We start from the raw sequence: 26,433 nt of genomic DNA, 5'->3' as shown, positions 1-26,433 counted from the left end.
TTCGGGTTAACCGGACCAGTCGGCCAGCCGCTTAGTGAGTACACGCCCTAGCCAACCCCGCTTGGTTCGACCGCTGCGCAAATTGCAACGAGAGAACGCGACGCCGTCCTCACGGCCCTGCGACCTGTTGCAGCGTGTTGAAGCGCGCCTTCTGCTCGCTGCTGAGCGTGGCATAGAACTCGTCCAGCGCAGGCTCCACCAGCTTGGCGGCCGTCAGCATCGCCTCCAGCCGGTGCTGCATCGCCTCCAGCCGTCCGACCGGCGTCAGCGGGACATCGTTCGGGCAGGCCGCCTGCATGCCTTCAACGCCCTTGGCTGTCGCTTCACTGAGGCGGTCGAGTGCCTCCTTCTGCTTGCCGGCGGGGTGGAGCACAGCCTCGATCCTTTGTATCGGCAGCTGGATCAGGCCGGATTTCGGATCGCCACAGCCCTCGGCACTGGCTTGCTGCTGCTGCGGCGAGCGCTCGCCGACATTGGGACCGAGCGCGTTGAAGCTCGCCTGCTGCTCGTCACTGAGCGAGTTGTAGAAATTCTCCAGTGCCGGCCGCACGATCTTGACGGCTTCCAGCGTCGCGCTGATGCGGTTCATCATCGCGCGCAGGCGGCCGGGTGGAGTCAGTGCATAGGTCTCCGCGCAGGAGTCCTTGAACACACCGGCAGCATTGGCCGCCGCGGTCTTCAATTCGTCCAGCAGCGCGCGTTGCTCCGGTGTCGGCCGCACGGCCCGCGCGATGTCGGCAAGCGGCCAGGCGGTCACGCCCTTGTCCGGTGTGCCGCACAATTGCTGCAGCGTTTGCGGACTCACGCTGGCGCGCGGACGGGCGCGGCTGCCGCCGGCTTGCGGGTAGTCATACGGGTCGATGCTGGCATAGGCGGAATAGGGGCCGTCACCACCCCAGAACACGGTGTCGACGAAGTCGTCATACGCGTACGCCCAATAGCCGGGCTCGTAGGCATAGGACCAGAATGTGTAGTCGAAAATGTCGGAATAGGCATAAGGCCAGAACACCGGCCCAAGCCAAGCCACGAACACCGCGGGATGGCGATGTCGCCAGGCCTGCCGGGGAGCCCAGCCGCTCTGGCGGGTGGTGAGCGCTGCCTGGGCTTGTTGCGCAGGGGCCTGCTCGCGGAAGCGCTCGGCAAACCGCCCGCGCTGGGCGGCCTGCGCGGCGGCCGCGGCAACGGCTGCAGTCGCTGGCGCCCGCCCGGCCGGAGCCTGGAGGCCAAGCCGCTGCTGGCGCGCCAGGTCGCTCTGCTGAGCGCGCTGCTCCCGCTCGAGCAAGCGGTTCTGCGTCTGGAGCGTCCGTTGCTGCTCGCGTAACGCCCGCGCGCCTTCCGGTTTCTGCGACTGGAGTTGCTGCACGCGCTGCTGCAGGCGATCGATGCGGGTCTGACGCTCCGTGGTCTGGCGCGACAGTATCTCGCGCTGGCGCTGCTGCACCATCTGCTGGCGCTGCTGGATCTGCTGCTGGTGCTGTTGCGCGCGCTGTTCGATCTGATCCCGTCGCGTCAGCCGCTCGCTCGCGGCCGGCGGTCCGCTGGGCCGCGAGGGGGCGGCCGAGGGGGCGGCGATGTGCGGCGTCGGCCGGGGTGCCATGGCCGGGCGTTGCGGTGCTGCCGGCGCCCGGTGGAATTCAGGCCGCGGCGCCGCCACGTGCGGTGCTGCCCGCTGTGGCGGTGCAGCGAAATGTGGGGCCGCGCGCGGCGGCGGTGAGGCAATGTGCGGCGCAGGATGCGGCGCCATGGCCGGTCGCTGGGGCATGGCCGGGGGATGGAATGCCGGCGCGGCGGGACGTGCCATGGCCGGCGGCGCCGCCGGACGGGCCATGGCCGGCGGTGCTGCTGGCCGTGCTGCCGGCGCTGCTGCGGCAGGCCCCGGTGGCCCGCCTCTTCCATGTCCCTGGCCGGGTCCTTGAGCGAACGCACTGACGCTCGCCGCCAGCATCGAGGCACCAACTAAAACAGCCGTAAGGCACACGCCACGCGGAAGCATGATCGTCGCTCCCAGCTCGTAATCGCCCACGACATTCAACGCACAGCCGGCGGAATCGTTCGTTGTTGGCCACGAACGGCATTGCGATCTTCCGACGCAGGCAGTCTCAGGAGAAATCCTGCGTCAGGGTGGTGGCGAGCCGCTCCAGCGCCCAGTCGACCTGGTCGCTTGTGATCACCAGCGGCGGAGCGATGCGGATCGTTTGCTCATGGGTATCCTTGGCGAGGATGCCCTTGCCCTGAAGCGCCTCGCAGTAACGGCGGGCGCGGCCGGCCTCGGGATGCAGCTCGACCGCCAGCATCAGGCCGCGCCCGCGCACCTCGCGGATCGTATTGGCGCGAATGTCCTTCAAGCCTTCCAGAAAGCGCGCGCCCTGCCTCGCCGCGTTCTCGATCATGCCTTCCTCGACCAGCACGCGCATCGCCGCGCGCGCCACCGCGCAGGCGAGCGGGTTGCCGCCGAAGGTCGAACCATGCTGCCCGGGCCTCAAGGTCCCGAGCACGTCGTTGTTCGAGAGCACGGCCGACACCGGATAGAAGCCGCCGGACAGGGCCTTGCCGAGCAGCGTCACGTCCGCCTCTATCCCCTCGTGCTGTTCGGCGAGCAGCTTGCCGGTGCGGCCGAGCCCGGTCTGGATCTCGTCGAGCACCAGCATCACGTTGTTGGCGGTGCAGAGCTCCCGCACTTTCGTGAAATAGCCGGCTGGAGGAATGACGACACCGGCTTCGCCCTGGATAGGCTCGACCAGAAAGGCGACCGTGTTTGGGGTGATTGCCTGCTCCAGCGCCGCGGCGTCGCCGAACGGGATGATCTTGAAGCCCGGCGCAAACGGCCCGAAGTGCCCGTGTGTCTCGGGGTCGGTTGAAAAGCCGACGATGCCCAGCGTGCGTCCGTGGAAATTGTTGGCGCAGACGATGATCTCGGCCTGGCCGTCCGGCACACCCTTCACCTCGTAGCCCCATTTGCGGACCGACTTGATCGCGCTTTCGACCGCCTCGGCGCCGCTGTTCATCGGCAGCACCTTGTGGGAACCGGTGAGCGCCGCGATCTCCTCGTAGAACAAGGCGAGCTGGTCGTTGTGAAAGGCCCGCGAGGTCAGCGTCAGCCTGTGCGCCTGTTCGACCATCGCCGCCAGGATCTTGGGGTGGCAGTGGCCCTGGCTGACCGCCGAATAGGCCGAGAGGCAATCGAGATAACGGTTGCCTTCGGTATCCCAGACCCAGACTCCTTCGCCGCGCGACAGGACGACCCCGATCGGCGCGTAATTATGGGCCCCAAAGCGTGCTTCCGTTGCGATGAAATCAATGACCGACGAGTTCATCTGTCGTCACTCCATTGCTGCGCGCGGGGGCGTCAAACAACTGCACCGGCGGCCTTCAGCTTGATTTGGGTATCAGCCTGCCGCCTTGGAAGCCTCCCTGCGTCAATGGCGTGGCGCAGCCCGATTTGCCCGAAACGTCAGATGGTTCTGCGGAATCACAGGGTGTCGTCCGTCGGCCCGGCCTCTACTGTGCATGGGGTCGTTTTCGACTTTTTTTATTTTGGGCCCTCAGCGAAGCGTGCAGGGTACGCTCAAGAACCCGCGGAACCGCACCCGTCCGCCCCGCACCGGCCGGCCGCTGACGGCATAGTCCGAGAAGCGCGCCAGGAAGCGCGAGATCGCAATCGCCCCCTCCAGCCGCGCCAGCGCCATGCCGGCGCACTGATGCGCACCGGTGGCGAAGGCCAGATGCCGGTTCGGCGTTCGCGCGATGTCGAAACGCTCAGGGTCGGGAAACTGCGCGGGGTCGCGGTTGGCCGCGCCAATGCACAGCGTCACCGACGTGCCGGCCTCGAGGGTGACGCCGCCGAGCTCGACCTTCTCGGTGGTCATGCGGTTGCCGAGCTGGTTCGAGCTCTCGTAGCGCAGCATCTCCTCCACCGCGGTCTTGATCAGATCTGGATTGTCGATCAGGCGCTGCTTCTGGTCCGGATTGCGGTCGAGCGCGACGAGGCCGTTGCCGATCAAATTGGTGGTGGTCTCGTGGCCGGCATTGAGCAGGAAGATGCAATTGTGCAGCAGTTCCTTCTCGGTCAGCCGCTCGCCGTTCTCTTCGCCCTGAATGAGACGCGTCAGCACGTCGCGCTCGGGATTGCCCGGCTTGGCGCGCCGCCGCGCGACCAGCGTTTCGAGATAGGCGAGGAAGTCCGTCACCGCCTTGTTGCCACGTGCGGCGGCGTCAGGCGACACGACAGGTTCAAGCGCGCCGAGGATCGCCAGCGACCAGTCGCGCAGCGGTCCGCGCTCGTCATGGGGTACGTCGAGCAGATTGCCGATCACCTCGATGGGAATCGACGCGGCGAAATCCTCGATCAGCTCGCAAGCGCCCTTGGCGGCGATGGCGTCGAGCAGGCCGTCGACCAGCTTGACGAGATCGCTCTCCATCCCCGCGATCGCGCGCGGCGACAGCGCGCCCATGATCAGGCGGCGCACGCGGGTGTGCGCCGGCGGATCGTTGAAGACGAGGCTGGTGGTGTGGTGCTCGTAGAGCGGGGTGTCGCCGTATTTCGGTGCGAACTCGCGCTTCTTGTCCGAGCTGAACGACTTCGTGTTCTTGTAGGTGGTGACGAGATCGTCGTAGCGGGTCAGGAACACGGTGCCGTTCGGCAGGCGCTTGACCGGCTCGTTCTCCCGCAGTGCACGATAAGTCGGATAGGGATTGTCGTAAAATTCAGGCGTCAGCTTCTCGAGATCGAAGCTGGCCGCCAGCGCCTTCGCATCTGCGTTCATCCCGTTATACTCGCCGGTTAAAGCCGTTATGCCGTTTTTGTTGTTCTGGTCGGCGCATGCATGCGTCTACAGTCCTTGTACCTTGCTAGCCGACCGGACAGGAAAATGCACGCACGCGCTGACGCTGCCGACACGGTGCCGAACTGGCCCGACGATATTTTCGCGACCTTGCAACGCTTCGACGTCCGGCAGGTGCCTTACGTTCCCGATGCCGGTCATTCGAAACTGATCCAGCGCGTGCTGGACTCCTCCACCATGCGCGGCATTCCGCTGACGACGGAGGAGGAGGGCGTGGCGCTGCTCGCCGGCGCCTGGGCCGGTGGCCAACGCGGCGTCTTGCTGATGCAGTCGAGCGGCGTCGGCAATTGCATCAACATGCTGTCGCTGATCCCGATCCTGCGCTTCCCCTTCCTCACGCTCGTGACCATGCGCGGCGAGTGGGGCGAATTCAATCCGTGGCAGGTGCCGATGGGATCGACCACGCAGGGTGTGTTCGAACTCTCCGGCGTCCAGGTGCTGCGCGCCTCCAGCGCGGCTGAAGTTCCTGCGGTGCTCGAAGCCGCTGCATCGCAAGCGTACAACGCGCTCACGCCCACCGCCGTCCTTCTGTCGCAGCGCCTGATCGGCGCCAAGGTTTTCACCAAATGAGCAAGGCCAATCTTCTCGACCGCCGTCAGGTGGTCTCCACCCTGCTTGCGAACCGCAAGGACGTGGTCGCGATCGGGGGCCTGGGTGCCTCCACCAACGACATGTGCGCGGCCGGCGACCATGCCCGCAACTTCTATCTCTGGGGCGGCATGGGGGGCGCGGCGATGATCGGGCTGGGTCTGGCGCTGGCGCAGCCGAAGCTGCCGGTGCTGGTCATCACCGGCGACGGCGAGATGTTGATGGGCCTGGGCAGCCTTGCCACCATCGGGCTGCAGAAGCCGTCCAACCTCTCGATCGCAGTGCTCGACAACGAGGCCTATGGCGAGACCGGCGGCCAGACCAGCCACACCTCGGCCGCTGCCGACCTCGTCGGCGTCGCCAGGGCCTGCGGCATCAAGGACAGCCAGTCGATCTCGACCATGGCCGAGGTCGAGGCCTTCGCCAAAGCCGTCCATGACGTGTCGGCGGGCCCGCGATTTGCCAATGTGAAGATCGACAGCGCCAATCTGGAGCGAATTCTGCCGACCCGCGACGGGACCTACATCCTCAACCGGATCCGCGCCGACCTCGGCTTCCAGCCGATCTAGGAGGTCTGCCCCCGACATCCTGCACGCGGGCCGTGCAGGCCCGATCGATTTCCACTAATTTCACACCGCATCCAGGTTGCGGTGCAGTATAGTGCTTGACTTTTGCGTGGGTGAGTGCTTACTCACTAGCATGAGCTCATTGCGTATGACGAGCGACCTGAGGCGTCAATTGATCCTCGGTGCCGCGAAACGCTGCTTTGCCCGCCACGGATATAACGGCACCACGACGAAGAGCGTGGCGGCCGCTGCTGCCATTTCCGAGGCGCTGCTGTTCAAGCATTTCCCGTCCAAGGCGGCGCTGTACGCCGAAATCCTCAGCGACGAATGCGAGGCCGACCCGGCGCTCACCGAGCTGCTCGAGCGGGAACCGTCGACGGCCACCCTGGTCGAGCTGATCCGCGGCATGGTTCAGCACTTCCTCCACATCGCCGACGGTCCCGACCAGGAAGAAGCGCAGCGCCTGCGACTGATGGCCACGAGTCATTTGGATGATGGCGAATTCGCCCGTCTGCTATATGCCAAAATCGAGAAGCTGATCGGGGCGGTCTTCCTCGCCTCGCTCGAGCGTGCGGTTGCCAGCGGTGACGCGCGGCCCTGCGCGGGCGATCCGCTCAACCTGTTCTGGTTCGCGCATCATGCGGTGATGACGGCGGCACTGACCAGGCTGCCGGCTGCGCCTTGTCTTGCTTACGGCAAGGCGAACGAGCTGGAGCGGCAGCTCTGTGAGTTTCTCTTGAGGGGTATCGGACTTAACGACGCCGCAATTGCTTCGCATTTGGGCCGCGATCAGGCCGCGGATGCGGGCAAGACGGCGATTGCAGAAAGTGCATGACATGAACATCGTAGCCGAACACAAGATTTCGGGCGAACCGATCGACAACAAGGCTCCCAAGCGTCCGGTCCGGCCGGTGCTCTGGTTCATCATCGTCGGCACGCTGCTTGCCGTGCTCGTCGGTGGTCTCGTCTGGTTCAATTACTTCCGCGGCCAGATGATCAAGCAGTTCTTCGCCAACAACAAGCCGCCGCCGACGGCAGTGAGCGCGGCCGAGGCGAAGTCGGAGGTGGTGCCGAACCTGCTCACCGCGGTGGGCAGCCTCGTCGCCGTGCACCAGGTCGACGTCAGTGCCGACGTCAACGGCCGCGTCACCGAGATCAAGTTCGAGCCGGGTACGCGGGTCGAAGCCGGTACGCCGCTGGTGCAGCTGTTCGACATGCCGGAGCAGGGCGACCTCGCCAATTACAAGGCGCAGGCGACCGTCGCGCAGCTCTCGCTCGACCGCGCCAAGCAGCTGGCCTCGCGCCAGTTCGGTCCGCAGGCGACCGTCGACAATGCGCAGGCCGCCTACGACCAAGCGCTGGCCGGCATCGCCAAGACCGAGGCGGTGATCTCGCAGAAGCTGGTGCGTGCGCCGTTCTCAGGCGATCTCGGCGTCCGCAAGGTCGAGGTTGGTCAGTATCTGACGGCCGGCACTGCAATCGTCTCGCTGACCGACCTGTCGGAGCTGTGGGCCAACTTCACGGTGACCGAAAAGGATTCCGGCAGCCTCAAGGTCGGCCAGACCGTCCGGCTGAAGGTCGACGCCTACCCGGGCCGCACCTTCGAGGGCAAGATCACCACGATCGAGCCGCAGATCGCGGCCGACACCCGCAACATCCGCGTCCAGGCCACGATCGCCAACCCCGAGAAGATCCTGAAGCCCGGCATGTTCGTGACCACGACTGTGGTGCTGCCAGAGAAGCCGGCAGTGATCACCGTTCCGGAAACGGCGGTCGACTACACGCTGTACGGCGACTCCGTGTTCGTGATCACCGAGAAGAAGGAAGAGGACGGCAAGACCAGCCTTTCCGCGGTGCGCACCTTCGTGCAGACCGGCAACCGGGTCGAAGGCCGCGTCGAGATCGTCAAGGGTCTCAAGGTGGGCGACAAGGTGGTCGCCGTCGGCCAGCTCAAGCTGCAATCGGGCGCGGCGGTCGCGATTTCAACCGACCCGGCTCCGCAGGTCCCGGCGCAGCCGCCGCGCTACTGATCCAAACATCCAAGTGATCCGGCCCGGCCGGATCACTTTATCTAAGACAAAGAATTCGAGATCGCCGCGATGCGCTTTACCGATATCTTCATCAAACGCCCGATCCTGTCGGTCGTCGTCAGTCTGCTGATCCTGCTGATCGGCCTGCGCGCGGCGATGGTGCTGCCGATCCGGCAATATCCGAAGCTGTCGAACACGGTCATCAACATCACGACCGTCTATCCCGGTGCGTCCGCCGACCTGATCCAGGGCTTCATCACCACGCCAATCGAGCAGGCGGTCGCCTCCGCCGAGGGCGTCGATTACATGACCTCGTCCTCGGTGCTCGGCACCTCGACGATTCAGGTCTACATCAAGCTGAACTTCGATCCGAACCAGGCGCTCACCGAGGTGCTGGCCAAGACGAACTCGGTCAAATACCTGATCCCGAAGGAATCCAACGACCCGATCGTCACCAAGACCACGGGCCAGACCACGGCCGTGATGTATCTTGGCTTCTCCTCCGAGGAGCTGTCGGGCTCGGCGATCTCGGACTATCTGACGCGCGTGGTGCAGCCGGTGCTGTCGACGGTCGACGGCGTCGCCTCGGCCGATATTCTCGGCGGCCAGACCTTTGCGATGCGGCTGTGGCTCGATCCCATGAAGATGGCCGGCCGCAACGTGTCGCCGGCCGATGTCGCTGCCGCGATCACGGCCAACAACTTCCAGTCCGCGGCGGGCCAGACCAAGGGCTATCTGATCGTCTCCAACATCTCGACCAACACCAGCCTCACCGACGTCAACCAGTTCAGGAAGATGATCGTCAAGGCCAAGGACGGGGGCTTCGTCCGGATGGAGGACATCGCCACCGTCGAGCTTGCCGCGCAAAGTACTGACGCGAGCGTCGCCTTCAACGGCGAGCACGCGATCTTCATCGGCGTGAACGCGACGCCGCAGGGCAATCCGCTGACGCTGGTCAAGGGCGTGAGGGCGCTGTTCCCCGAGCTCGAACGCAACCTGCCGCCGTCGATGAAGATGAAGGTCGCCTACGATTCGACCAAGTTCATCCAGTCGTCGATCGACGAGGTTGAGAAGACGCTGGGCGAAGCCGTGATCATCGTGATCGTGGTGATCTTCCTGTTCCTGGCCTCGCTGCGCTCGGTCATCATTCCCGTCGTCACCATTCCGCTGTCGATGATCGGCGTCTGCACCTTGATGCTGGCGCTGGGCTTCAGCTTCAACCTCTTGACCCTGCTCGCGATGGTGCTTGCGATCGGCCTCGTGGTCGACGACGCCATCGTGGTGGTGGAGAACATCCATCGCCATCTGGAAGAGGGGAAGACACCGGTGCAGGCGGCGATGGAAGGCGCACGCGAGATCGTCGGTCCCGTCGTATCGATGACCATCACGCTCGCGGCCGTGTACGCTCCGATCGGCTTCCTCGGTGGCCTCACCGGCTCGCTGTTCCGCGAGTTCGCCTTTACCCTCGCCGGATCGGTGATCGTATCCGGCGTGATCGCGCTGACGCTGTCGCCGATGATGTGCTCGGTGCTGCTGAAGAACACCGAGGAGGGCCGTTTCGCCAAGCTCGTGAACCGGGTGTTCGGCGCGATGACGCGCTGGTATGGCCGCAGGCTCGACCGCTCGCTCGACTACAAGGCGATCACCGGCCTGTTCGCGATCACGATCCTCGGCCTCGTCGGTTTCCTCTACATGCACACCTCGAAGGAGCTGGCGCCTGAGGAAGACCAGGGCATCGTGTTCGCGGTGACCAAGGCGCCGAAATACGCCAATATCGACTATGTCGATTTCTACGGCGACAAGCTCGACAAGGAATTCCAGAAATTCCCCGAGACCGATTTGCGCTTCGTGCTGAATGGCATCAACGGCCCGCAGGGCGGCATTGCCGGCATGCTGCTGAAGCCCTGGGAAGAGCGCAAGCGCTCGTCGATCGCGCTGAAGCCGCTGGTGCAGGCCGAGCTCTCGAAGATCGAGGGCGTGCAGGCCTTCGCGTTCAACCTGCCGCCGTTGCCGGGCGGTCCGGGCGGTCTGCCGGTGCAGATGGTCATCAACTCCACCGCGGGCTACCAGACCGTCTACGAACAGATGGAGAAGCTGAAGGATGCTGCGCGCAAGAGCGGCATGTTCATCGTTTCCGATAGCGACCTCGCCTACAACCAGCCGAGCGTTCAGATCACGATCGACCGCAGCAAGGCGCAGGATCTCGGCGTCAACATGCAGAACCTCGGCGCAACGCTCGCGGTTCTGCTCGGCGGCAACTATATCAACCGCTTCAATCTCGAGGGTCGCTCTTACCAGGTGATCCCGCAGGTGCCGCGCGCCAACAGGCTGTCACCGGAATCGCTCGGCGGGTACTACGTGACGACCAACACGGGCCAGCAGCTGCCGCTGTCGACCGTGGTCTCGATCAAGACCCGCACCGACCCGAATTCGCTGACGCATTACAATCAGCTCAATTCGGCGACCTTCTCGGCCGTGCCGATGCCCGGCGTGACCGTCGGCGCAGCGGTCGACTTCCTCGAAGGCGAAGCCAAGAAGCTGCCGGCCGGTTTCAGCCACGACTATCTGGCCGACTCCCGGCAGTATGTGCAGGAAGGCAATCAGCTCGCGATCACCTTCGGTTTCGCGCTGATCATCATCTTCCTGGTGCTGGCGGCGCAGTTCGAGAGCTTGCGTGACCCGTTCGTGATCATGATCTCGGTGCCGATGGCGATCGTCGGCGCGCTGATCCCGCTGTTCTTCGGCGTGGCGACCATGAACATCTATACCCAGGTCGGTCTGCTCACCCTGGTTGGTCTGATCACCAAGCACGGCATCCTGATGGTGGAGTTCGCCAACGAGCTCCAGGTCAACGAGCGGCTCGATCGCCGCTCGGCCATCGAGATGTCGGCCCGCATTCGCCTGCGGCCGATCCTGATGACCACGGCCGCGATGGTGACGGGCCTGATCCCGCTGCTGACCGCGACCGGCGCGGGCGCGGCCAGCCGCTTCTCGATCGGTCTGGTCGTCGTCGCCGGTATGTCGATCGGCACGCTGTTCACCCTGTTCGTGCTGCCCGCGGTCTATGTGGTGCTGGCGACCGACCATCGCGCGGCGGCCGATTCCGAGCGGAACAAGGAGGTCAACGAGCTCGACCTCGGCGCCAAGGCCCTGCGCCCGACCTGAGGCCGGAAGCAAGCCAATCGGAGGGCGGCAGCGGCGGGTCCGCTGCCGCCCTTTTTCGTTGGGGCCCGGCCCGGCCGATCCGGCGGCCGCAGCCATTGGGGTGGGCCTCGGCCGCGCAGGCGAGAGACAAGGTCGGGCCTTCTTGCTAGGTTCCGTGGGATGACCCTTTCCCTCCATCCCGATGCCCCACAAGCCAGGACGTCGCCGACCACGGCTTCGAACGGCGTCGTGTCCGCCGAAGCGGCCGGGCGGGGGATCAGGACCCGGCTGTTCGCCAAATACGTCGCGCTGTTCGTGGCCGTCGTCGCCGTCGCGCTGCTCGCCAACGGGCTGTTCGAGGTCTTCTTCTATTATCGCGAGCACAAGGCCTCGCTGATCCGGGTCCAGCATGAGCAGGCCGAGGCGGCCGCGGCCAAGATCGGCCAGTTCGTCAAGGAGATCGAGAGCCAGCTCGGCTGGACCACGCAGCTGCCCTGGTCGGCGGGCTCGATCGAGCAGCGCCGGTTCGACGCGCTGCGGCTGCTGCGTCAGGTGCCGGCGGTCACCGAGCTCGCCCAGGTGGATTCGACCGGCAAGGAGCGGCTGCGGGTCTCGCGGTTGGCGATGGACGCGATCGACAGCGGGCTCGATCTGTCGGCCGATCCGAAATTCACCGAGGCGGTCGCGCGCAAGGTCTATTACGGGCCGGTCTATTTCCGCAGGGACTCCGAGCCCTACATGACGCTGGCGCTGGCCGGCGCGCGCAAGGATGCCGGCGTCAGCATCGCCGAGGTCAATCTCAAGCTGATCTGGGACGTCGTCTCCCAGATCAAGGTCGGCGAGCACGGTCATGCCTATGTGGTCGGCCCGGAAGGGCGCCTGATCGCGCATCCCGACATCAGCCTCGTCCTGCGCAACACCGACATGTCCGGCCTTGCGCAGGTGCGCGCCGCGCAGGTGGGAGGGGGCACGATCTCGGACGTGCTCCCTGAAGCGCGCAGCATCCAGGGCCAGAAGGTGCTGACCGCGTCGGCTCCGATCGCGCCCCTGCATTGGACCATGTTCGTCGAGCTGCCGGTCGAAGAGGCCTATGCCGCGCTGTACGCCTCGCTGCAGCGGCTCGCGATCGTGCTGCTGGCGGCGTCGATCTTCGCCGTGCTCGCCGGGATATTTCTCGCCCGCCGCATGGTCGGACCGATCCAGGCGCTGCGCAGCGGCGCCGAGCGGATCGGCAGCGGCGATTTCGCGCAACGCATCACGATCAAGACCGGCGACGAGCTCGAGGGGCTCGCGGACCAGTTCAACGACATGGGCGCGCGCCTGCAGGAATCCTATGCGGATTTGGAAAGGAAGGTCGAGCAGCGCACGGCGGAATTGAGCGAATCGCTGCAACAGCAGACCGCAACTTCCGAAGTGCTCCAGGTTATCTCCACCTCCCCCGGGCAACTGGGGCCGGTATTTCGCATCATGTTGGAGAACGCCACTCGCATCTGCCAGGCCGAGTTCGGGTCGCTTTATCTGCGCGAGGGAGACACGTTCCGCGCCATCGCGATGCACGGTGTCCCGGCCGAGCTGAAGGACGAGATCTACCAGAAGCCGACACGGCCGGCCCCGAACACCGTCATTGGCCGCATCGTTCGGACCAGGGAAACCGTGCATGTCGTCGATACGAGGACGGAGCCGGACTTCTTCGAAACACCTCAAGGATATGACGGACCGATACTGGCGCTGCGCGCCGGGGCGCGGACACTGGTTGGCGTTCCCATGCTCAAGGACGGGGACCTGATCGGCGCCCTTCTGATCTACCGTCAGCGGCCTCTTGCCTTCTCCAGCAAGCAAATCGAGCTGGTGACGAATTTTGCGGCGCAGGCGGTGATCGCCATGGAAAATGCTCGCCTGCTCAACGAATTGCGTGACCGCACGGATGAGCTGTCGCGTTCGCTCGAGGACCTGCGCGCCGCGCAGGGCCGACTGATTCAGACGGAAAAGTTGGCTTCACTCGGCCAGCTGACGGCCGGCATTGCCCATGAGATCAAGAACCCGCTCAATTTCGTCAACAATTTCTCCGCGGTCTCAACCGAGCTGATCGACGAACTCAGCGAGATCCTGCAATCGGCCGCGCTCGACGGCAAGACGAAGGAGGAGGTCGAGGAGCTGACCGGCATGCTCAGGGCCAACCTCGATAAGGTCGTGCAGCATGGCAAGCGCGCCGATTCCATCGTCAGGAACATGCTCTTGCACTCGCGCGAAGGGTCCGGCGAGCATCGCCCCAGCGATATCAACGCCATCGTGGAGGAGAGCCTCAACCTCGCCTATCACGGCGCACGCGCCGAAAGGCCTGCCTTCAACGTCACGCTTCAGCGCGATCTCGACCCGGCCGCCGGCATGGCCGACATCTATCCGCAGGAGATCACGCGCGTCTTCCTCAACCTGATCTCGAACGGCTTCTATGCTGCGGCCAAGCGCAAGGAGAGCGACGGAGACGCCTTCGAGCCCACCTTGAGCGCGGCGACGAAGAACCTCGGGGGCAGGGTCGAGATCCGGATTCGCGACAACGGCACCGGGATTCCGCCCGAGGTGAAGGAGAAGATGTTCAATCCGTTCTTCACCACCAAGCCGGCCGGCGAGGGCACCGGGCTCGGCCTTTCGATGAGCCACGACATCGTCGTGAAACAGCACGGCGGCACCATCGACGTGAACACCACACAAGGTGTATTCACCGAATTCATCATCACCCTGCCGCGGACGATGGCAGCAGGCAGCACACCCGGAGGCAGGACGTGAACGTTTACATCCTGATCGTCGATGACGAGCCCGATGTCGAGGTGCTGTTCCGGCAGCAGTTCCGGCGCGAGTTGCGCGCCGGCCGTTTCCACATGGAGTTCGCGTCCTCCGCGCCCGATGCGCTCAAGCGCGCCGCCGAGGTTCGCGATCCTTCGCTGATCCTGATCCTGTCGGACATCAACATGCCCGGCATGAGCGGGCTCGATATGCTGCCCAAGGTGCGTGCCGCGCATCCGGACGTCCCGGTCATCATGATCACGGCCTACGGCGACGCCGAGACACGCCGCAAGGCGATCGAACGGGGCGCCGTCGGGCTCCTCACCAAGCCGATTGACTTTGCGCTGCTGCGCCAGGAGATCGATACGAGGCTCGAGCAAGCCGCATGACCGCGACCATCCTCTTCGTCGACGACGAGCCGGACCTCGAGGCGCTGATCCTGCAGAAGTTCCGCAGGCAGATTCGCGATGGGCAGCTCGCCCTGATGTTCGCCCGCGACGGCCTAGAGGCGCTGGAGTCGCTGGAGCAGAACCCGCATGTCGACATGGTGGTCTCCGACATCAACATGCCGCGGATGGACGGGCTGTCGCTGCTGGCGAAGCTCCAGGAGGCCGAGGACAAGAAGTCGACCATCATCGTTTCGGCCTATGGTGACATGAGCAATATCCGCACCGCCATGAACCGCGGCGCGTTCGACTTCCTGACCAAGCCGATCGACTTCGCCGATCTGGAGACCACGATCCAGAAAACCATCCGCCATGTCGAGATGCTGCGCGACGTGCGGCGGCGCCAGGCGGAAGCCGAGCGCGCCCATGCCTCGCTGTCGCGCTTCTTCTCGCCGGAGATCGCAAGACGCCTGGCGGCGGATGTCGACGGCGACGGCATGGAGGTGCAGTGGCGTGATGTCGCCACCCTCTTCACCGACATCACCGGCTTTACCTCGCTGGTCGAGACCGCGCCTCCGCAGACGCTCGGCCAGCTCCTCAACGAATATGTTGGCGGCATGACCGAGATCGTGTTCGCCCATGAGGGAACGGTCGCCAAGATCATCGGCGATGCGATCCAGGTGCTGTTCAATGCCCCCGGCGATCAGCCCGATTATGCGACGCGTGCGGTTGCGTGCGCGCATGCTCTCGACGCCTGGGCGCAGGATTTTTCGGCGCGCTGGAAGGCGAAAGGGGTGAATTTCGGAACGACCCGAATCGGTGTCCATGCCGGCCCGGCGCTGGTCGGCAATTTCGGCGGCAACCGCTTCTTCGACTACACCGCCTATGGCGACACCATCAATATTGCGGCGCGGCTGGAGGCGGCGAACAAGCATCTGGGAACGCGCATCTGCGTCAGTGCCAGTGTGGCCGAGGCCGCTGCAAACTTCCACGGCCGTCCCGTGGGCGACCTGATGCTGCGCGGGCGCAGCGAGCCGCTGCGTGCGTTCGAGCCGCTGCCGCAGGCGAGGTTCGAAGCGCCGGCGACGGCGCAATATTCCGAAGCCTTTGCCAAGATGGAGGCCGGCGATGCCGCCGCCATGCCGGCCTTTGCGGCGCTGGTCGGCGTCTACGCCGACGATCCGCTGGCCGGGTTTCACCTGAAGCGCCTGCTCAACGGCGCCAAGGGCATTCGCATGCAACTGGAATAGGAGTCCGTCATGACGCGCGAATTCTCCGCCGGCAATTATCGTTTCATTCCGTCCGTGTTCCAGTATTCGGCGGGCGCGGCCGCGGATGAGAGCTTCGAGATCGAGCGCGTCCGCTTCGATCGCCTGGTGCCGCTGGCCGAGGGATTTGCGCTGGCCGCAAAATTCATCCAGGAGGCGGGGCGGCCGCTGACGGCGTTCTGTGCCTGCGAGCTGCGCTCGCCGGCGGCCTTCAGCGAAGAGGGCTTTCGCGCGTTCAATCTGCACTATGTGAAGACGCTGTCCGAATGGGGTATCTTCGACGGCACCACCAATCCGGTGGCGCGCAGCAATGTCTGTCCCGAGATCGATCCGCCGTCCGAGCCCTCGTTCTACGCGTTCTCCTTCACGCGCCCGACGCGGTCGAACGCACCCAGCTTCGTCATCGCCGGCGGCGCCGAGGCGCGCGAGGGCAGCGGCACTTACGTCGAGCGCACGGTGCGCTACCGCGATCTCAGCCCCGAGGGGCTGCGGGAGAAGGTGCGCTTCACCACGACGTCGCAGATGGAAGGCCGGATGGCGGCGTTCGGCTTCGGCTGGAAGGACACCACCGGCGTGCAGGCCTATTCCGTGCACGACTTCCACCATGCGCTTGTCGATGAGCTGGTCCGCCGCGGCGCGCTGCGCTCCGGCCTGACCTGGCACTATGCCCGGCCGCCGGTGGTCGATCTCGAATACGAGATGGACTGCCGCCGGGTGTTGCGTGAAGTTGTGATCTAGCGCTGCCTTGGGTCGAGGGCGTCACGCAGGCCGTCGCCGAGCAGGTTCAGCGACAGCACCACGAGGAAGATCGCAAGCCCCGGCCAGATCGCCATCCACGGCGCCTGGGTCAGGAAGCGTTGGGCCGCATTGAGCATGCTGCCCCAGGACGGCGCCGGCGGCTGCTGGCCGAGGCCGAGGAAGGACAGCGCGGCCTCGGCGATGATGGCCGCGGCGATCGAGAGCGTTGCCTGCACCAGCAGCGACGGCAGGATGTTCGGCAGGATGTGCGAGAACGCGATCCGCCAGGGCGGGTTGCCGAGCGCACGCGCGGCCTCGACATAATCCTCGGCCTTGACGCTCAGCACCTGGCCGCGGGTCAGCCGGATGAAGATCGGGGTTGCCGAGATGCCGATCGCAATCATGGCATTGCCGAGGCTCGGACCGAGGAACGCGGCGAGCGCGATCGCCAGGATCAGGAACGGGCAGGCCAGCATCGCATCGGTGATGCGGCTGATCAGCGCGTCGGTAAAGCCGCCGCGATAGCCGGCGAGCAGGCCGAGCGGCACGCCGATGCCGAGCGCGATCGCGACCGAGATGAGGCCTGCGAGCAGGGAGGCGCGCGCGCCGTAGACGACGCGGCTCAGGATGTCGCGGCCGAGCTCGTCGGTGCCGAACCAGTGCGCCGCGGTCGGCGGCTTGCGCACCAGGCTCCAGCTCGTCGCGATGGGGTCGTAGGGCACGACGATGGGCGCAAGGACTGCAAGCGCGATGAACATCGTGATCACGACAAGCCCGAACACGGCGGCCTTGCGCTTGAACAGCCGCCGCCGCGCGCGCCGCGCCGGGCTGTCGAGCTCGTAGGCTTGCGTGGCGGAGGGGGCGGCGGGCAGCGCGGCATCGGTCATGGCACTAGCCCCGCAGCCGCGGATTGACGAGGATATAGGCGACGTCGGCAACGAGGTTCAGCGTGATGTAGACCGTGGCCGTCACCAGCACCACGCCCTGCACGACCGCGTAGTCGCGATTGAACACGGCGTCCACGATCAGCTTGCCGAAGCCGGGAATGGAGAAGATCTGCTCGGTCAGCACGGCGCCCGACAAGAGCGTGCCGAGCTCGAGCGCGCCGAGCGTGATCACGGGCGTCAGCGCATTGCGCATCGCGTGCTTGAGGATGACTGAGCGCTCCGACAGTCCTTTCGCGCGCGCGGTGCGGACATAGTCGCTTTCCAGCACCTGGAGCATCGCGCTGCGGGTATGCCGCATCAGGATCGCGGAGATCGCGTTGCCGAGCACGAAGGCCGGCATGATGGTGGCGGCGAGACTTGCGCGCCAGTTCTCGGTGAGCGGCACGTAGCCCGAGGCCGGCAGCCAGCCGAGCTCGATCGAGAACAGGAAGATCAACAGGATTCCAAGCCAGAAATTCGGCGTCGAGATGCCCCATAGGGCAAACAGATTGGCGCCGTAGTCCCAGGCCGTGCCCTTCTTCACCGCGGAGACGATGCCGGCGGGAATGCCGATGAAGAACGCGATCAGGATCGCCATCGAGCCGAGCTGCAGCGTCACCGGCAGCTTCTGCGCGATCAGCTCGCGTACCGGCATCTTGTTGCGCAGGGACTCGCCGAAATTGCCCGAGAGCACGCCCTTGAGCCAATAGACGTATTGCACGGGAATCGGCTGATCGAGCTTGTATTGCTGGCGGATCTGCTCGATCACGGCGGGATCACGCTCCTCGCCGGCCATCACCAGCGCGGGATCGCCCGGCAGCAATTGCTGCAGCGAGAAGATCAGCACCGACACGAAGAACAGCGTCGGCACGATCTGCGCGATCCGGCGGGCGAGAAAGTTCAGCATGATGCCGGTCGCTTCGTGGGCGCTGTCGCGATCACTTGAACTTCAGCCCGACCACGCGCACCAGCCCGTCGGGCATCTGCCGGTAGCCGTCCAGTTTCTTCGTGTGCGCGATCAGCAGCGTGCGGTGATAGATGTAGATGATCGGCAGGTCGTCGAGCATGACCTTGGTCAGCTTGGCGTAGATCGCCTTGCGTTCCTCGACGTTGGATGTCGCCCGGCCCTCTTCCAGCAGCTTGTCGGCCTCGGGGTTCGAATAGCCTCCATCGTTCTGCGGCGCCTTGCTGCGCATGAAGATGTAGGAGTTGCCGTCGGGATCGATGCGGCCGCTCCAGTTGATCTGGAACACCTGGAATTCGCCGGCCTGGGCCTGCTTGAAGGTGGTCGCGAATTCGACGGCGCGGATCTTGATGTCGAAGCCGGCTTCCGCGGCCATCGACTGGACCACCTGTGCGACGGCTTCGTTCTCCGCGCCTTTGGGGATCATATAGTCGACGGTCACGGGCGTGGTGACGCCGGCTTCCTTCAGCAACGCCTTGGCCTTGGCGACATCGCGGCCGCGGACCGGGAAGGCCTTCTGGTAATAGGGATGTTTCGGGCTGACCCATTGATTGCCGGGCGTGAACTCGCCGTTGAAGACGACCTGGTTGATCGCTTCGCGGTCGATCGACAGGTCGAGCGCCTGGCGGACTTTCGCCGACTGGCTCAAGGGGCCCTTGTTCTTGTCGTTGCCGATGTTGACGGTCAGGCCGAGATAGCCGAGCTCCGGCGCCGTCGACAGCACGAGCCTCGAATCAGCGCGGACGTCCTTGATGTCGGTGGCCAGCACGCGTTCGATCAGGTCGAGCCCGCCGGACTTGAGGTTGGCCAGACGCACGGTGGCATCGACGATCGGCAGGAACACGACGCGGTCGATGTGGATGTTGTCCTTGTTCCAGTAATCGGCGAACTTCTCGAACACCATGCGGTCCTGCTGGACGCGCTCGACGAACTTGTAGGGGCCGGCGCAGACCGGATGCAGGCCGAACTTGTCGCCGGCCTCCTTCGCCGCCTTGGGCGAGACCATCATGCCGGAACGGTCGGTGAGCTGGGCGATCAGTGGCGAGTAGGGCGTCTTCAGCACCAGCTTGATGGTGAGGGGATCGACCACCTCGACGTGGTCGACGCTGGCAAGCTCCGACTTGCGGAACGAGGTCGGCAGCGTCATGTGACGCTCGATCGAGAATTTTGCAGCCTCCGCATCCAGCGGCTCGCCGTCGTGGAATTTGACGCCCGGGCGGAGCTTGATCGTCATCTCCTTGCCGTCCGCCGAGGTCTCGTGGGACAGCGCCAGCTGCGGCACGATGTTGAGCTTTTCGTCGATGTCGAACAGCTTGTCGCAGAAGGCGGAGAACACGATGCGGCCGACATAGGTGCGGCCGATGCTGGGATCGAGAATGTCGGGGTCTTCGGCGATCCCGATGCGAAGCGTGGTCTGCGCTTGGACTTGGCTTTGGGCCGTGCCCACGAGCGACGTCAGCAGGGCCGACGCCAGGATTGTCAAACGCATGAAGCTCATCGCTCTCAACCTTTGTTTCACGGCTATGCGGGGTCCGCCCCCAATGAACTAACCCCGCCGCCGCGTGCTGCTTCCGGTCCGCCGCTGAAGGCCGCGACCAATTTTTCCAGGACCGGCGAGAAGCCGCCGTCCATGGGAACGATCGCCGCCGAGGACGGCAGCTCCGACGTTCGGTGGCAGGCCGTTGCATGTCCGATGCCATCCGGGACGAGCCGGGGCATTTCGCTGCGGCAGCGCTCCACCACATAGGGGCAGCGGGTGTGGAAGCGGCAGCCGGCGGGCGGATTGAGCGCGCTGGGGATTTCACCCTGCAGCACAATCCGGCTGCTCTTTGCCCGCGGTTTAGGCACGGGGATCGCGGACAGCAGTGCGCGGCTATAGGGATGGCGCGGCGCGGCGAACAGCGCGTCGGCCTCTGCGGTCTCGACGATCTGGCCGAGATTCATCACCGCGACGTGGTCGGCGATGTGCTTGACCACGGCGAGATCGTGCGAGACGAAGATGTAGGCGAGGCCGAGCCGGTCCTGGAGCTCGCGCAGCAAATTGAGGATCTGCGAGCGGATCGAGACGTCGAGCGCCGAGACCGGCTCGTCGCAGATGATCAGCTTCGGTTCGACCGCGAGCGCGCGGGCGATCGCGATGCGCTGGCGCTGGCCACCGGAAAATTCATGCGGATAGCGCCGCGCGAGCCGCGGCTCCAGCCCGACCAGCCGCAGCAGCTCGGCGACACGCTCGGCCCGCCGTGCCGGCGGCACGAGATCGTGCAGTACCAGCGGTTCGGTCAGGATCTGGCCGACCGTCATGCGCGGATTGAGCGAGGCGTAGGGGTCCTGGAAGATGATCTGCGCCTCGCGGCGGAAGGCGCGCAAGCCGCTGGCATCGAGCGAGAGCAGGTCGCGTCCATCAAAGCGCACCGTACCGGCATCCGGCTCGATCAGCCGCAGCACAAGGCGGCTGACGGTGGACTTGCCGCAACCGGATTCGCCGACCAGCGCCAGCGTCTTGCCGGCTTCCAGCGAGAACGACACGCCATCGACCGCTTTGACATGCGCCAGCGCCCGGCCGAACAGCGAGCGCTCGGCGACGAAATGCTTGACCAGGCCTTCGACCTCGAGCAGCGCCATCACGCCACCAGAAGTTCGAGCGGCGCGCGGATGCAGCGCGAGAGGTGGCCGGCGCTGACTTCGATCAGCGGCGGCGGCGCCTTGGTGCAGGCGTCCAGCACGAAGGGACAGCGCGCGGCGAAGCGGCAACCGGCAGGCGGCTGCGCCATGTTCGGGACCATGCCTTCGATCGTCGCAAGCTGCTCGGCACGGTGGTCGAGCCGCGGGATCGAGCCGAGCAGGCCTACAGTGTAGGGATGCTGCGGCGCGGAGAACAGCTCATCCACCGGCGCGCGCTCGACGATCTGGCCGGCATACATCACCGCGACCTCGTCGCAGACCTCGGCGACGACGCCGAGATCGTGGGTGATCAGGATGATCGCGGCGCCGCTTGCCGCCTTCAGCTCGCGCATCAACTCCAGGATCTGGGCCTGCAGGGTGACGTCGAGCGCCGTGGTCGGCTCGTCCGCGATCAGGAGCCGCGGGTCGCAGGCGAGTGCCATGGCGATCATCACGCGCTGGCGCATGCCGCCGGAGAGCTTGTGCGGATATTCGTCGATGCGCCGCTCGGGCGAGGGGATGTGGACCCGGCGCAGGAGCTCGATCGCGCGGTCCCGCGCGCTTTTCCGCGAGCCGCCACGATGGCGCAAAATGGTCTCGATGATCTGGTCGCCGATCGTAAGACTCGGGTTGAGCGAGGTCATCGGCTCCTGGAAGATCATCGCTAGCCGGTTGCCGCGCAGATCGCGCAGGGTCTGATCCGGCGTCGTCAGCAGATCAAAACCATCGAAGCGGATCGCGCCCGATATCTCGGCGCTCTGCTTCGGTAGCAGGCCCATGATAGCGAGCGACGTCACGCTCTTGCCGCAGCCGGATTCGCCGACGAGACCGAGTGTCGCGCCATTGGCGACACTGAGATCGACGCTGTCGACTGCGTGGGTGACACGGCCGTCGTCGCCGTGGAAGCGGATACGGAGATCGCTGATCTCGATGAGGGGGCTCGCGCTCATGATCGTCTTGCGCGCGCTGTGGCGATGCTGGCGTCGATGACGCTGCGATCGGTATTGCCGGCCGGATTCTGCCGCGTCGGCATGGACGGGCGGAAGTGCACCCAGAGCTCCTGGCTGACGCGCTCGAGCCGTTCGAGCTCGCCGAGCGGATCGGGATGGTCGTCGGCGCGAATGTCCAGCGCCGGCCATTCCTCCTCGCCGTGGATCAGGAGCGCGGCGGACTGCTTGCCACGCTTGTCGCCGCCGGCGGCTTCGCCTGCGCGCATCGCCGCGAGCAGGCGGCGCGGGAAGGGCAGGCTGTCATTGGCGATATAGGTCTTCGCGGTCTCGTCGAGCACATCGGTGCCGGCCAGCATGTTGCCGGCGATCGAGAAGCCGCTGCCCGCGATATGGCCGCACCAGTCGACGCAGTCGCGCCCGGTATGCGCGGCGATCTCGCCGCTCGCGTCCATGATGTGGAGCTGGCGGCTCTCGCGGCCGTCGTCGGTCGCGAGCAGGGTGGCGAGCACGTCGTGCGCGTTCAAACCTTCGCGCAGCAGCTTGACGCCGTCGATGCCGTAATAGGGATTGACGAAAGCCTGCGTCGCGATGGCGCCGAGGCCGGCGGCGATGTAGGGCACACGCGCGCCGACGGCGAAGAAGCGGGTCGCAACCGCGATGCCGAACTGGCCGGTGGCAGGATCGCGCGCGATGATCGACCAGGTCATGTTCTGCCTTCAGCGTCCTGCGGCGTAGCCCTGCATGCCGCGCGGATTGGCGGCGGCGCGGCGGCGGACCCCGACGCGCGAGGCCGCGGTGAGGCGGCCTTCGGACCAGTCGGGACCGACCTCGACGATATGCCCGCGCTCGCGCAGGTTCTCGATCGTCGCCTTGGGCACGCGGTTCTCGACCACGAGCACGCCGGGCCGCGCGGTGCGCGGCCAGAACGAGATCGGGAAATGTTCGGAATGCCAGGCCGGCGCGTCGATCGCTTCCTGAAGATTGAGGTTGCAATGGACGTGGCGCAGGAAGAACTGCGTGATCCACTGGTCCTGCTGGTCGCCGCCGGGCGAACCCCAGGCCAGATAAGGCTCGCCGTCACGCAATGCCATGGTCGGCGACAGCGTGGTGCGCGGGCGCTTGCCCGGCGCGAGCGCGGCGGGATGGCCTTCCTCCAGCCAGAACATCTGGGCGCGGCTGCCCAGGCAAAAGCCGAGCTCGGGAATGATCGGCGAGGATTGCAGCCAGCCGCCCGACGGTGTCGAGGACACCATGTTGCCGTCCCTGTCGATGATGTCGAAATGCACGGTGTCGCCGCGCACCTCGCCAAAACGTCCCACCGTCGGCTCGCCGGCGCCAAGCGCGCCGACCGCCTCGCGTTGACCCTCGGCGCGGCGCAGCTTGACCACGCCGCCGAAGCCTTCGACCGAGCCGGGAATGAAATCGAGCGAGGCCTTGTCGGTGACGAGCTTGCGGCGCTCGTCGTTGTAGGCATCGGACAGCAGCGTCGCGATCGGGATCTCGGTGAACTTGGGATCGCCGTAGAATTTTTCGCGGTCGGCGAAGGCGAGTTTTGCGCACTCGATCTGGAGATGGATGAACTCGGGCCCGGTCGGATCGAGCCCGTCGAGCGCAAAGCCTTTGAGCAGCGCCAGCTGTTGCAGCGTCACCGGGCCCTGGCTCCAGACGCCGGCCTTGCAGACCGTGTAGCGGCCGTAATCATAGGTGAGCGGGGCTTCGACCGTCGGCTGCCAGCGTGCCATGTCGTCGGCCGAGAGCACGCCGCGATGCGGCGAGCCGCTGACGTCCATCACTTCCTGGGTGCGGCAGAACTTGTCGATGGCTTCGGCAACGAAGCCTTGCGACCAGGCTTTTCGTGCGCGCTCGATTTCGGCATCGCGGCCACCGCCGCCACTTTCTGCCTCGCTCAGGATTCGGGCGTAGGTCGCGGCCAGCGTCGTGTTGGTGAAGAGGGTGCCGGGCTTCGGCACCTCGCCGTTCGGCAGATAGACCGCAGCCGATGTCGGCCAATGCTTGCGGAACAGCTGCTCGACAGTCTGGATCGTCGCGCAGGCGCGCTCGACCAGCGGATAGCCGTCGCGGGCGTAGGAGATCGCGGGCTCCAGCACGTCGCGCACCCGCATCGTGCCGTAGTCGCGCAGCAGCATCATCCAGGATTCGAACGTGCCGGGGACGCAGGCGGCGAGCAGGCCGGTGCCCGGCACCATGTCGAGGCCTTCGCTCTTGTAATGCGCGATGGTGGCGCGGGCCGGCGCCGGGCCCTGGCCGCAGATCACCTCGGTGCGGCCGCGCTTGACGTCGTGCACGATAACAGGGACATCGCCGCCGGGGCCGTTCAGATGCGGCTCGACCACCTGGAGCGTGAAAGCGGTCGCAACGCCGGCATCGAAGGCATTGCCGCCCTTTTCCAAAATGCCCATGCCGACGGCGGTCGCAATCCAGTGCGTGGTGGCGACGACCCCGAACGTGCCCTCGATCTCAGGTCTCGTCGTGAACGGATCGGGATTGATATTGCTGCCCATGGGACTTCACCACCTTATTTCCGGCGCGCGCAATTGATCACAGGCGATGCCGTGCCGCCAATGCGCAGGCTGCATGGCACGCGCGCGTCACGCCGGGACCGGCGCGGTGTTGACTGCGTGGCAGGCGACGCCGTCGATCAGTTCCGGCGTTTCCTTGCGGCAGAGATCGAACGCCAGCGGGCAGCGCGGATTGAAGGCGCATCCGGGCGGCGGATTGATCGGGTTCGGGATCTCACCCTTGACCGGAATGCGCTGGCGGCCGCTCATGGCGAGATCCGGCACGGCGCCCAGCAGCATCTTGGTGTAGGGCATGCGCGGGCGGGAAAACAGCTCGCGTCCCTCCGCGATCTCGACGATGCGGCCGAGATACATCACGCCGACGCGGCTCGCCATGTGGCGGACCACGGCGAGGTTGTGGCTGATGAACATGTAGGTCAGGCCGAACTTGTCCTGGAGATCGCGCATCAGATTGAGGATCTGGGCCTGCACGGAGACGTCGAGCGCCGAGGTCGGCTCGTCGCAGACGATGAATTCGGCGTCGGAGGCGAGCGCGCGCGCGATCGCGATGCGCTGACGCTGACCGCCGGAGAACTCATGCGGAAACTTCAGCCGGTCGTCGGGATGCAGGCCGACGAGGCTGAGCAGCTCGCCGACACGGGCCTGGATATCGCGCTCGCCCTGGATCAGGTCGAAGGCGCGGATCGGCTCGGAGATGATGGCATCGACGCGGAAGCGCGGGTTCAGGCTCGCATAGGGGTCCTGGAAGATCATCTGGATGCGGCGGCGCAGCTTTCGCCGCGCGAGGGCCTGCCGCGGATCGGCCATCGAGACGCCGTCGATCAGCACGTCGCCGGAGCTCGGCGGCAACAGGCCGACCACCATCCGCGCCACGGTGGTCTTGCCCGAGCCGGATTCACCGACCAGCGCAAAGGTCTCGCCCTTCCTGATGTCGAAGGTGACGCCATCGACGGCCTTGAGGTATTCGAGATGGCCGCCTTCGAGCACGCGGTTGAGCCAGGGTTTCGAGACGTCGAACACGCGGCGCAGATTGGTGGCCTGGACGAAGGGCGTGCTCATGCCGCGCTCTCCGCCGGCACGGTGTCATAGAGATGGCAGGCGACCGCTTGCGCGCCGCGCTGCAGCGGCTCCGGCCGCTCGACACGGCAACGATCGAAAGCGAAGGCGCAGCGCGGGTTGAACGAGCAGCCGCGCGGGATCGCCGACAGGCGCGGCATCGAGCCCGGGATCTGCACCAGGCGCTTGTCCTCGCCGGCAAGCGTCGGGATCGCGCCCATCAGGCCCTTGGCGTAAGGGTGCAGCGGATTCTTCACGACGTCCTGCACCGGGCCGATCTCGGCGACGCGGCCCGCATACATCACCGCGACTCGGTCGGAGGTCTCGGCGATCACGCCCATGTCGTGGGTCACCAGCATCACGGCGGTGCCGTGGTCGCGGCCGAGCCGCTTGATCAGCGAGATGATCTGGGCCTGCACGGAGACATCGAGCGCGGTGGTCGGCTCGTCTGCGATGATCAGCTCGGGCTCGGCGCAGATCGCGAGCGCGATCACGACGCGCTGGCGCATGCCGCCGGAGAATTCGTGCGGATAGCCGTCGATGCGCTTTTCCGGCGCGGGGATCCCGACCTCGGCGAGCAGGTCGATCGCGCGGCGGCGCGCAGCGGTTTCGGAGAGATTGAGGTGGGTCCGGATCGTCTCCACGATCTGGTCGCCGACCCGGTACAGCGGATTGAGCGAGGTGAGGGGATCCTGGAAGATCATGCCGATGCGCTTGCCCCTGACGCGGCGCATCTCCTCCGGTGGCAGGTTGTCGATACGCAGGCCGGCAAGATGAATCTCGCCGCCGGCAATGCGTCCCGGAGGATCGATCAGGCCGATTACCGCGAGGCCGGTGACGGATTTGCCGGCGCCGGATTCGCCGACCACCCCGAGCACCTCGCCCTTGGCGATGTCGAAGGAGACGTCGTCGATGGCGCGCAGTGTGCCGCGGCGGGAGGCGAACTCCACCTGGAGATTACGCACGGAGAGAACGGGTTCGGTCATGGACGAGG

At 65.8% G+C, this 26,433-nt stretch carries 21 protein-coding genes; 9 read left to right on the top strand and 12 right to left on the bottom strand.

Annotated features, from left to right (window positions below; translation table 11 throughout):
• Window positions 1-109: 109 nt before the first annotated feature.
• The 3 genes from JQ592_RS03100 to JQ592_RS03090 all read right to left on the bottom strand — a co-directional run bounded on the left by JQ592_RS03100 (window position 110) and on the right by JQ592_RS03090 (window position 4,763).
• Window positions 110-1,597, bottom strand: coding sequence for a Spy/CpxP family protein refolding chaperone (locus JQ592_RS03100; RefSeq protein ID WP_211401438.1), 1,488 nt, complete (start codon window positions 1,595-1,597; stop codon window positions 110-112).
• Between the two features lie 502 nt (window positions 1,598-2,099).
• Window positions 2,100-3,314, bottom strand: coding sequence for an ornithine--oxo-acid transaminase (gene rocD, locus JQ592_RS03095; protein WP_211401437.1), 1,215 nt, complete (start codon window positions 3,312-3,314; stop codon window positions 2,100-2,102).
• Between the two features lie 228 nt (window positions 3,315-3,542).
• A complete protein-coding gene (locus JQ592_RS03090) occupies window positions 3,543-4,763 on the bottom strand; it encodes a cytochrome P450 (protein ID WP_211401436.1) in 1,221 nt (406 codons plus the stop codon).
• A gap of 105 nt (window positions 4,764-4,868) precedes the next feature.
• Between JQ592_RS03090 and JQ592_RS03085 the strand changes: the two genes are divergently transcribed.
• The 9 genes from JQ592_RS03085 to cnbZ all read left to right on the top strand — a co-directional run bounded on the left by JQ592_RS03085 (window position 4,869) and on the right by cnbZ (window position 16,342).
• Window positions 4,869-5,411: a phosphonopyruvate decarboxylase gene (locus tag JQ592_RS03085; protein WP_211401435.1), complete on the top strand. Its 543-nt coding sequence runs from the start codon at window positions 4,869-4,871 to the stop codon at window positions 5,409-5,411.
• The gene (locus JQ592_RS03080) at window positions 5,408-5,998 is read left to right on the top strand and encodes a thiamine pyrophosphate-dependent enzyme (protein WP_211401434.1); all 591 of its coding nucleotides are present in this window, start codon (window positions 5,408-5,410) and stop codon (window positions 5,996-5,998) included. Before JQ592_RS03085 ends, JQ592_RS03080 begins: the two co-directional genes overlap by 4 nt.
• Before the next feature lie 130 nt (window positions 5,999-6,128).
• A complete protein-coding gene (locus JQ592_RS03075) occupies window positions 6,129-6,830 on the top strand; it encodes a TetR/AcrR family transcriptional regulator (protein ID WP_211401753.1) in 702 nt (233 codons plus the stop codon).
• A gap of 1 nt (window position 6,831) precedes the next feature.
• Window positions 6,832-8,025 carry an efflux RND transporter periplasmic adaptor subunit gene (locus tag JQ592_RS03070; protein WP_211401433.1) on the top strand — a complete coding sequence of 398 codons (1,194 nt, stop codon included), beginning with the start codon at window positions 6,832-6,834 and terminating at the stop codon, window positions 8,023-8,025.
• A gap of 69 nt (window positions 8,026-8,094) precedes the next feature.
• The gene (locus JQ592_RS03065) at window positions 8,095-11,190 is read left to right on the top strand and encodes a MexW/MexI family multidrug efflux RND transporter permease subunit (RefSeq protein WP_211401432.1); all 3,096 of its coding nucleotides are present in this window, start codon (window positions 8,095-8,097) and stop codon (window positions 11,188-11,190) included.
• Between the two features lie 159 nt (window positions 11,191-11,349).
• Window positions 11,350-13,953 carry an ATP-binding protein gene (locus JQ592_RS03060; RefSeq protein ID WP_211401431.1) on the top strand — a complete coding sequence of 868 codons (2,604 nt, stop codon included), beginning with the start codon at window positions 11,350-11,352 and terminating at the stop codon, window positions 13,951-13,953.
• A complete protein-coding gene (locus JQ592_RS03055; protein WP_211401430.1) occupies window positions 13,950-14,339 on the top strand; it encodes a response regulator in 390 nt (129 codons plus the stop codon). Before JQ592_RS03060 ends, JQ592_RS03055 begins: the two co-directional genes overlap by 4 nt.
• Window positions 14,336-15,586 carry an adenylate/guanylate cyclase domain-containing protein gene (locus JQ592_RS03050; RefSeq protein WP_211401429.1) on the top strand — a complete coding sequence of 417 codons (1,251 nt, stop codon included), beginning with the start codon at window positions 14,336-14,338 and terminating at the stop codon, window positions 15,584-15,586. The genes JQ592_RS03055 and JQ592_RS03050 overlap by 4 nt, the downstream gene beginning before the upstream one ends.
• A gap of 9 nt (window positions 15,587-15,595) precedes the next feature.
• Window positions 15,596-16,342 (top strand): 2-amino-5-chloromuconate deaminase CnbZ, encoded by a 747-nt coding sequence (cnbZ, locus tag JQ592_RS03045; protein ID WP_211401428.1) that lies wholly within the window; start codon window positions 15,596-15,598, stop codon window positions 16,340-16,342.
• Here cnbZ and JQ592_RS03040 read toward each other — a convergent pair.
• From JQ592_RS03040 to JQ592_RS03000, 9 genes are all read right to left on the bottom strand, one after another.
• Complete coding sequence (locus JQ592_RS03040) at window positions 16,339-17,229, bottom strand: ABC transporter permease (RefSeq protein ID WP_211401427.1); 891 nt, start codon at window positions 17,227-17,229, stop codon at window positions 16,339-16,341. The two genes, cnbZ and JQ592_RS03040, sit on opposite strands and share 4 nt — an antisense overlap.
• Window positions 17,230-17,233: 4 nt before the next feature.
• A complete protein-coding gene (locus tag JQ592_RS03035; RefSeq protein WP_211401426.1) occupies window positions 17,234-18,175 on the bottom strand; it encodes an ABC transporter permease in 942 nt (313 codons plus the stop codon).
• Window positions 18,176-18,206: 31 nt separating this feature from the next.
• Window positions 18,207-19,730, bottom strand: a complete 1,524-nt coding sequence (locus JQ592_RS03030) for an ABC transporter substrate-binding protein (protein ID WP_211401425.1) — start codon at window positions 19,728-19,730, stop codon at window positions 18,207-18,209.
• 23 nt (window positions 19,731-19,753) lie between these two features.
• A complete protein-coding gene (locus JQ592_RS03025; protein WP_211401424.1) occupies window positions 19,754-20,854 on the bottom strand; it encodes an ABC transporter ATP-binding protein in 1,101 nt (366 codons plus the stop codon).
• Complete coding sequence (locus JQ592_RS03020; protein WP_211401423.1) at window positions 20,854-21,843, bottom strand: ABC transporter ATP-binding protein; 990 nt, start codon at window positions 21,841-21,843, stop codon at window positions 20,854-20,856. Before JQ592_RS03020 ends, JQ592_RS03025 begins: the two co-directional genes overlap by 1 nt.
• Complete coding sequence (locus tag JQ592_RS03015) at window positions 21,840-22,550, bottom strand: DUF1028 domain-containing protein (RefSeq protein ID WP_211401422.1); 711 nt, start codon at window positions 22,548-22,550, stop codon at window positions 21,840-21,842. The genes JQ592_RS03020 and JQ592_RS03015 overlap by 4 nt, the downstream gene beginning before the upstream one ends.
• A gap of 9 nt (window positions 22,551-22,559) precedes the next feature.
• Complete coding sequence (locus tag JQ592_RS03010; RefSeq protein ID WP_211401421.1) at window positions 22,560-24,365, bottom strand: gamma-glutamyltransferase family protein; 1,806 nt, start codon at window positions 24,363-24,365, stop codon at window positions 22,560-22,562.
• 87 nt (window positions 24,366-24,452) lie between these two features.
• Window positions 24,453-25,442, bottom strand: coding sequence for an ABC transporter ATP-binding protein (locus JQ592_RS03005; RefSeq protein ID WP_211401420.1), 990 nt, complete (start codon window positions 25,440-25,442; stop codon window positions 24,453-24,455).
• Entirely contained in the window at window positions 25,439-26,425 is a 987-nt protein-coding gene (locus tag JQ592_RS03000; protein WP_211401419.1) for an ABC transporter ATP-binding protein, read from the bottom strand. The genes JQ592_RS03005 and JQ592_RS03000 overlap by 4 nt, the downstream gene beginning before the upstream one ends.
• Between the last annotated feature and the right edge of the window lie 8 nt (window positions 26,426-26,433).

The sequence above is a fragment of the Bradyrhizobium iriomotense genome (assembly GCF_018129405.1).
In the GTDB taxonomy this organism is placed as follows: Bacteria; Pseudomonadota; Alphaproteobacteria; order Rhizobiales; family Xanthobacteraceae; genus Bradyrhizobium; species Bradyrhizobium iriomotense_B.
Note: the sequence above shows the minus strand (reverse complement) of the source record. Positions and strands in the feature narration are given on the sequence as shown.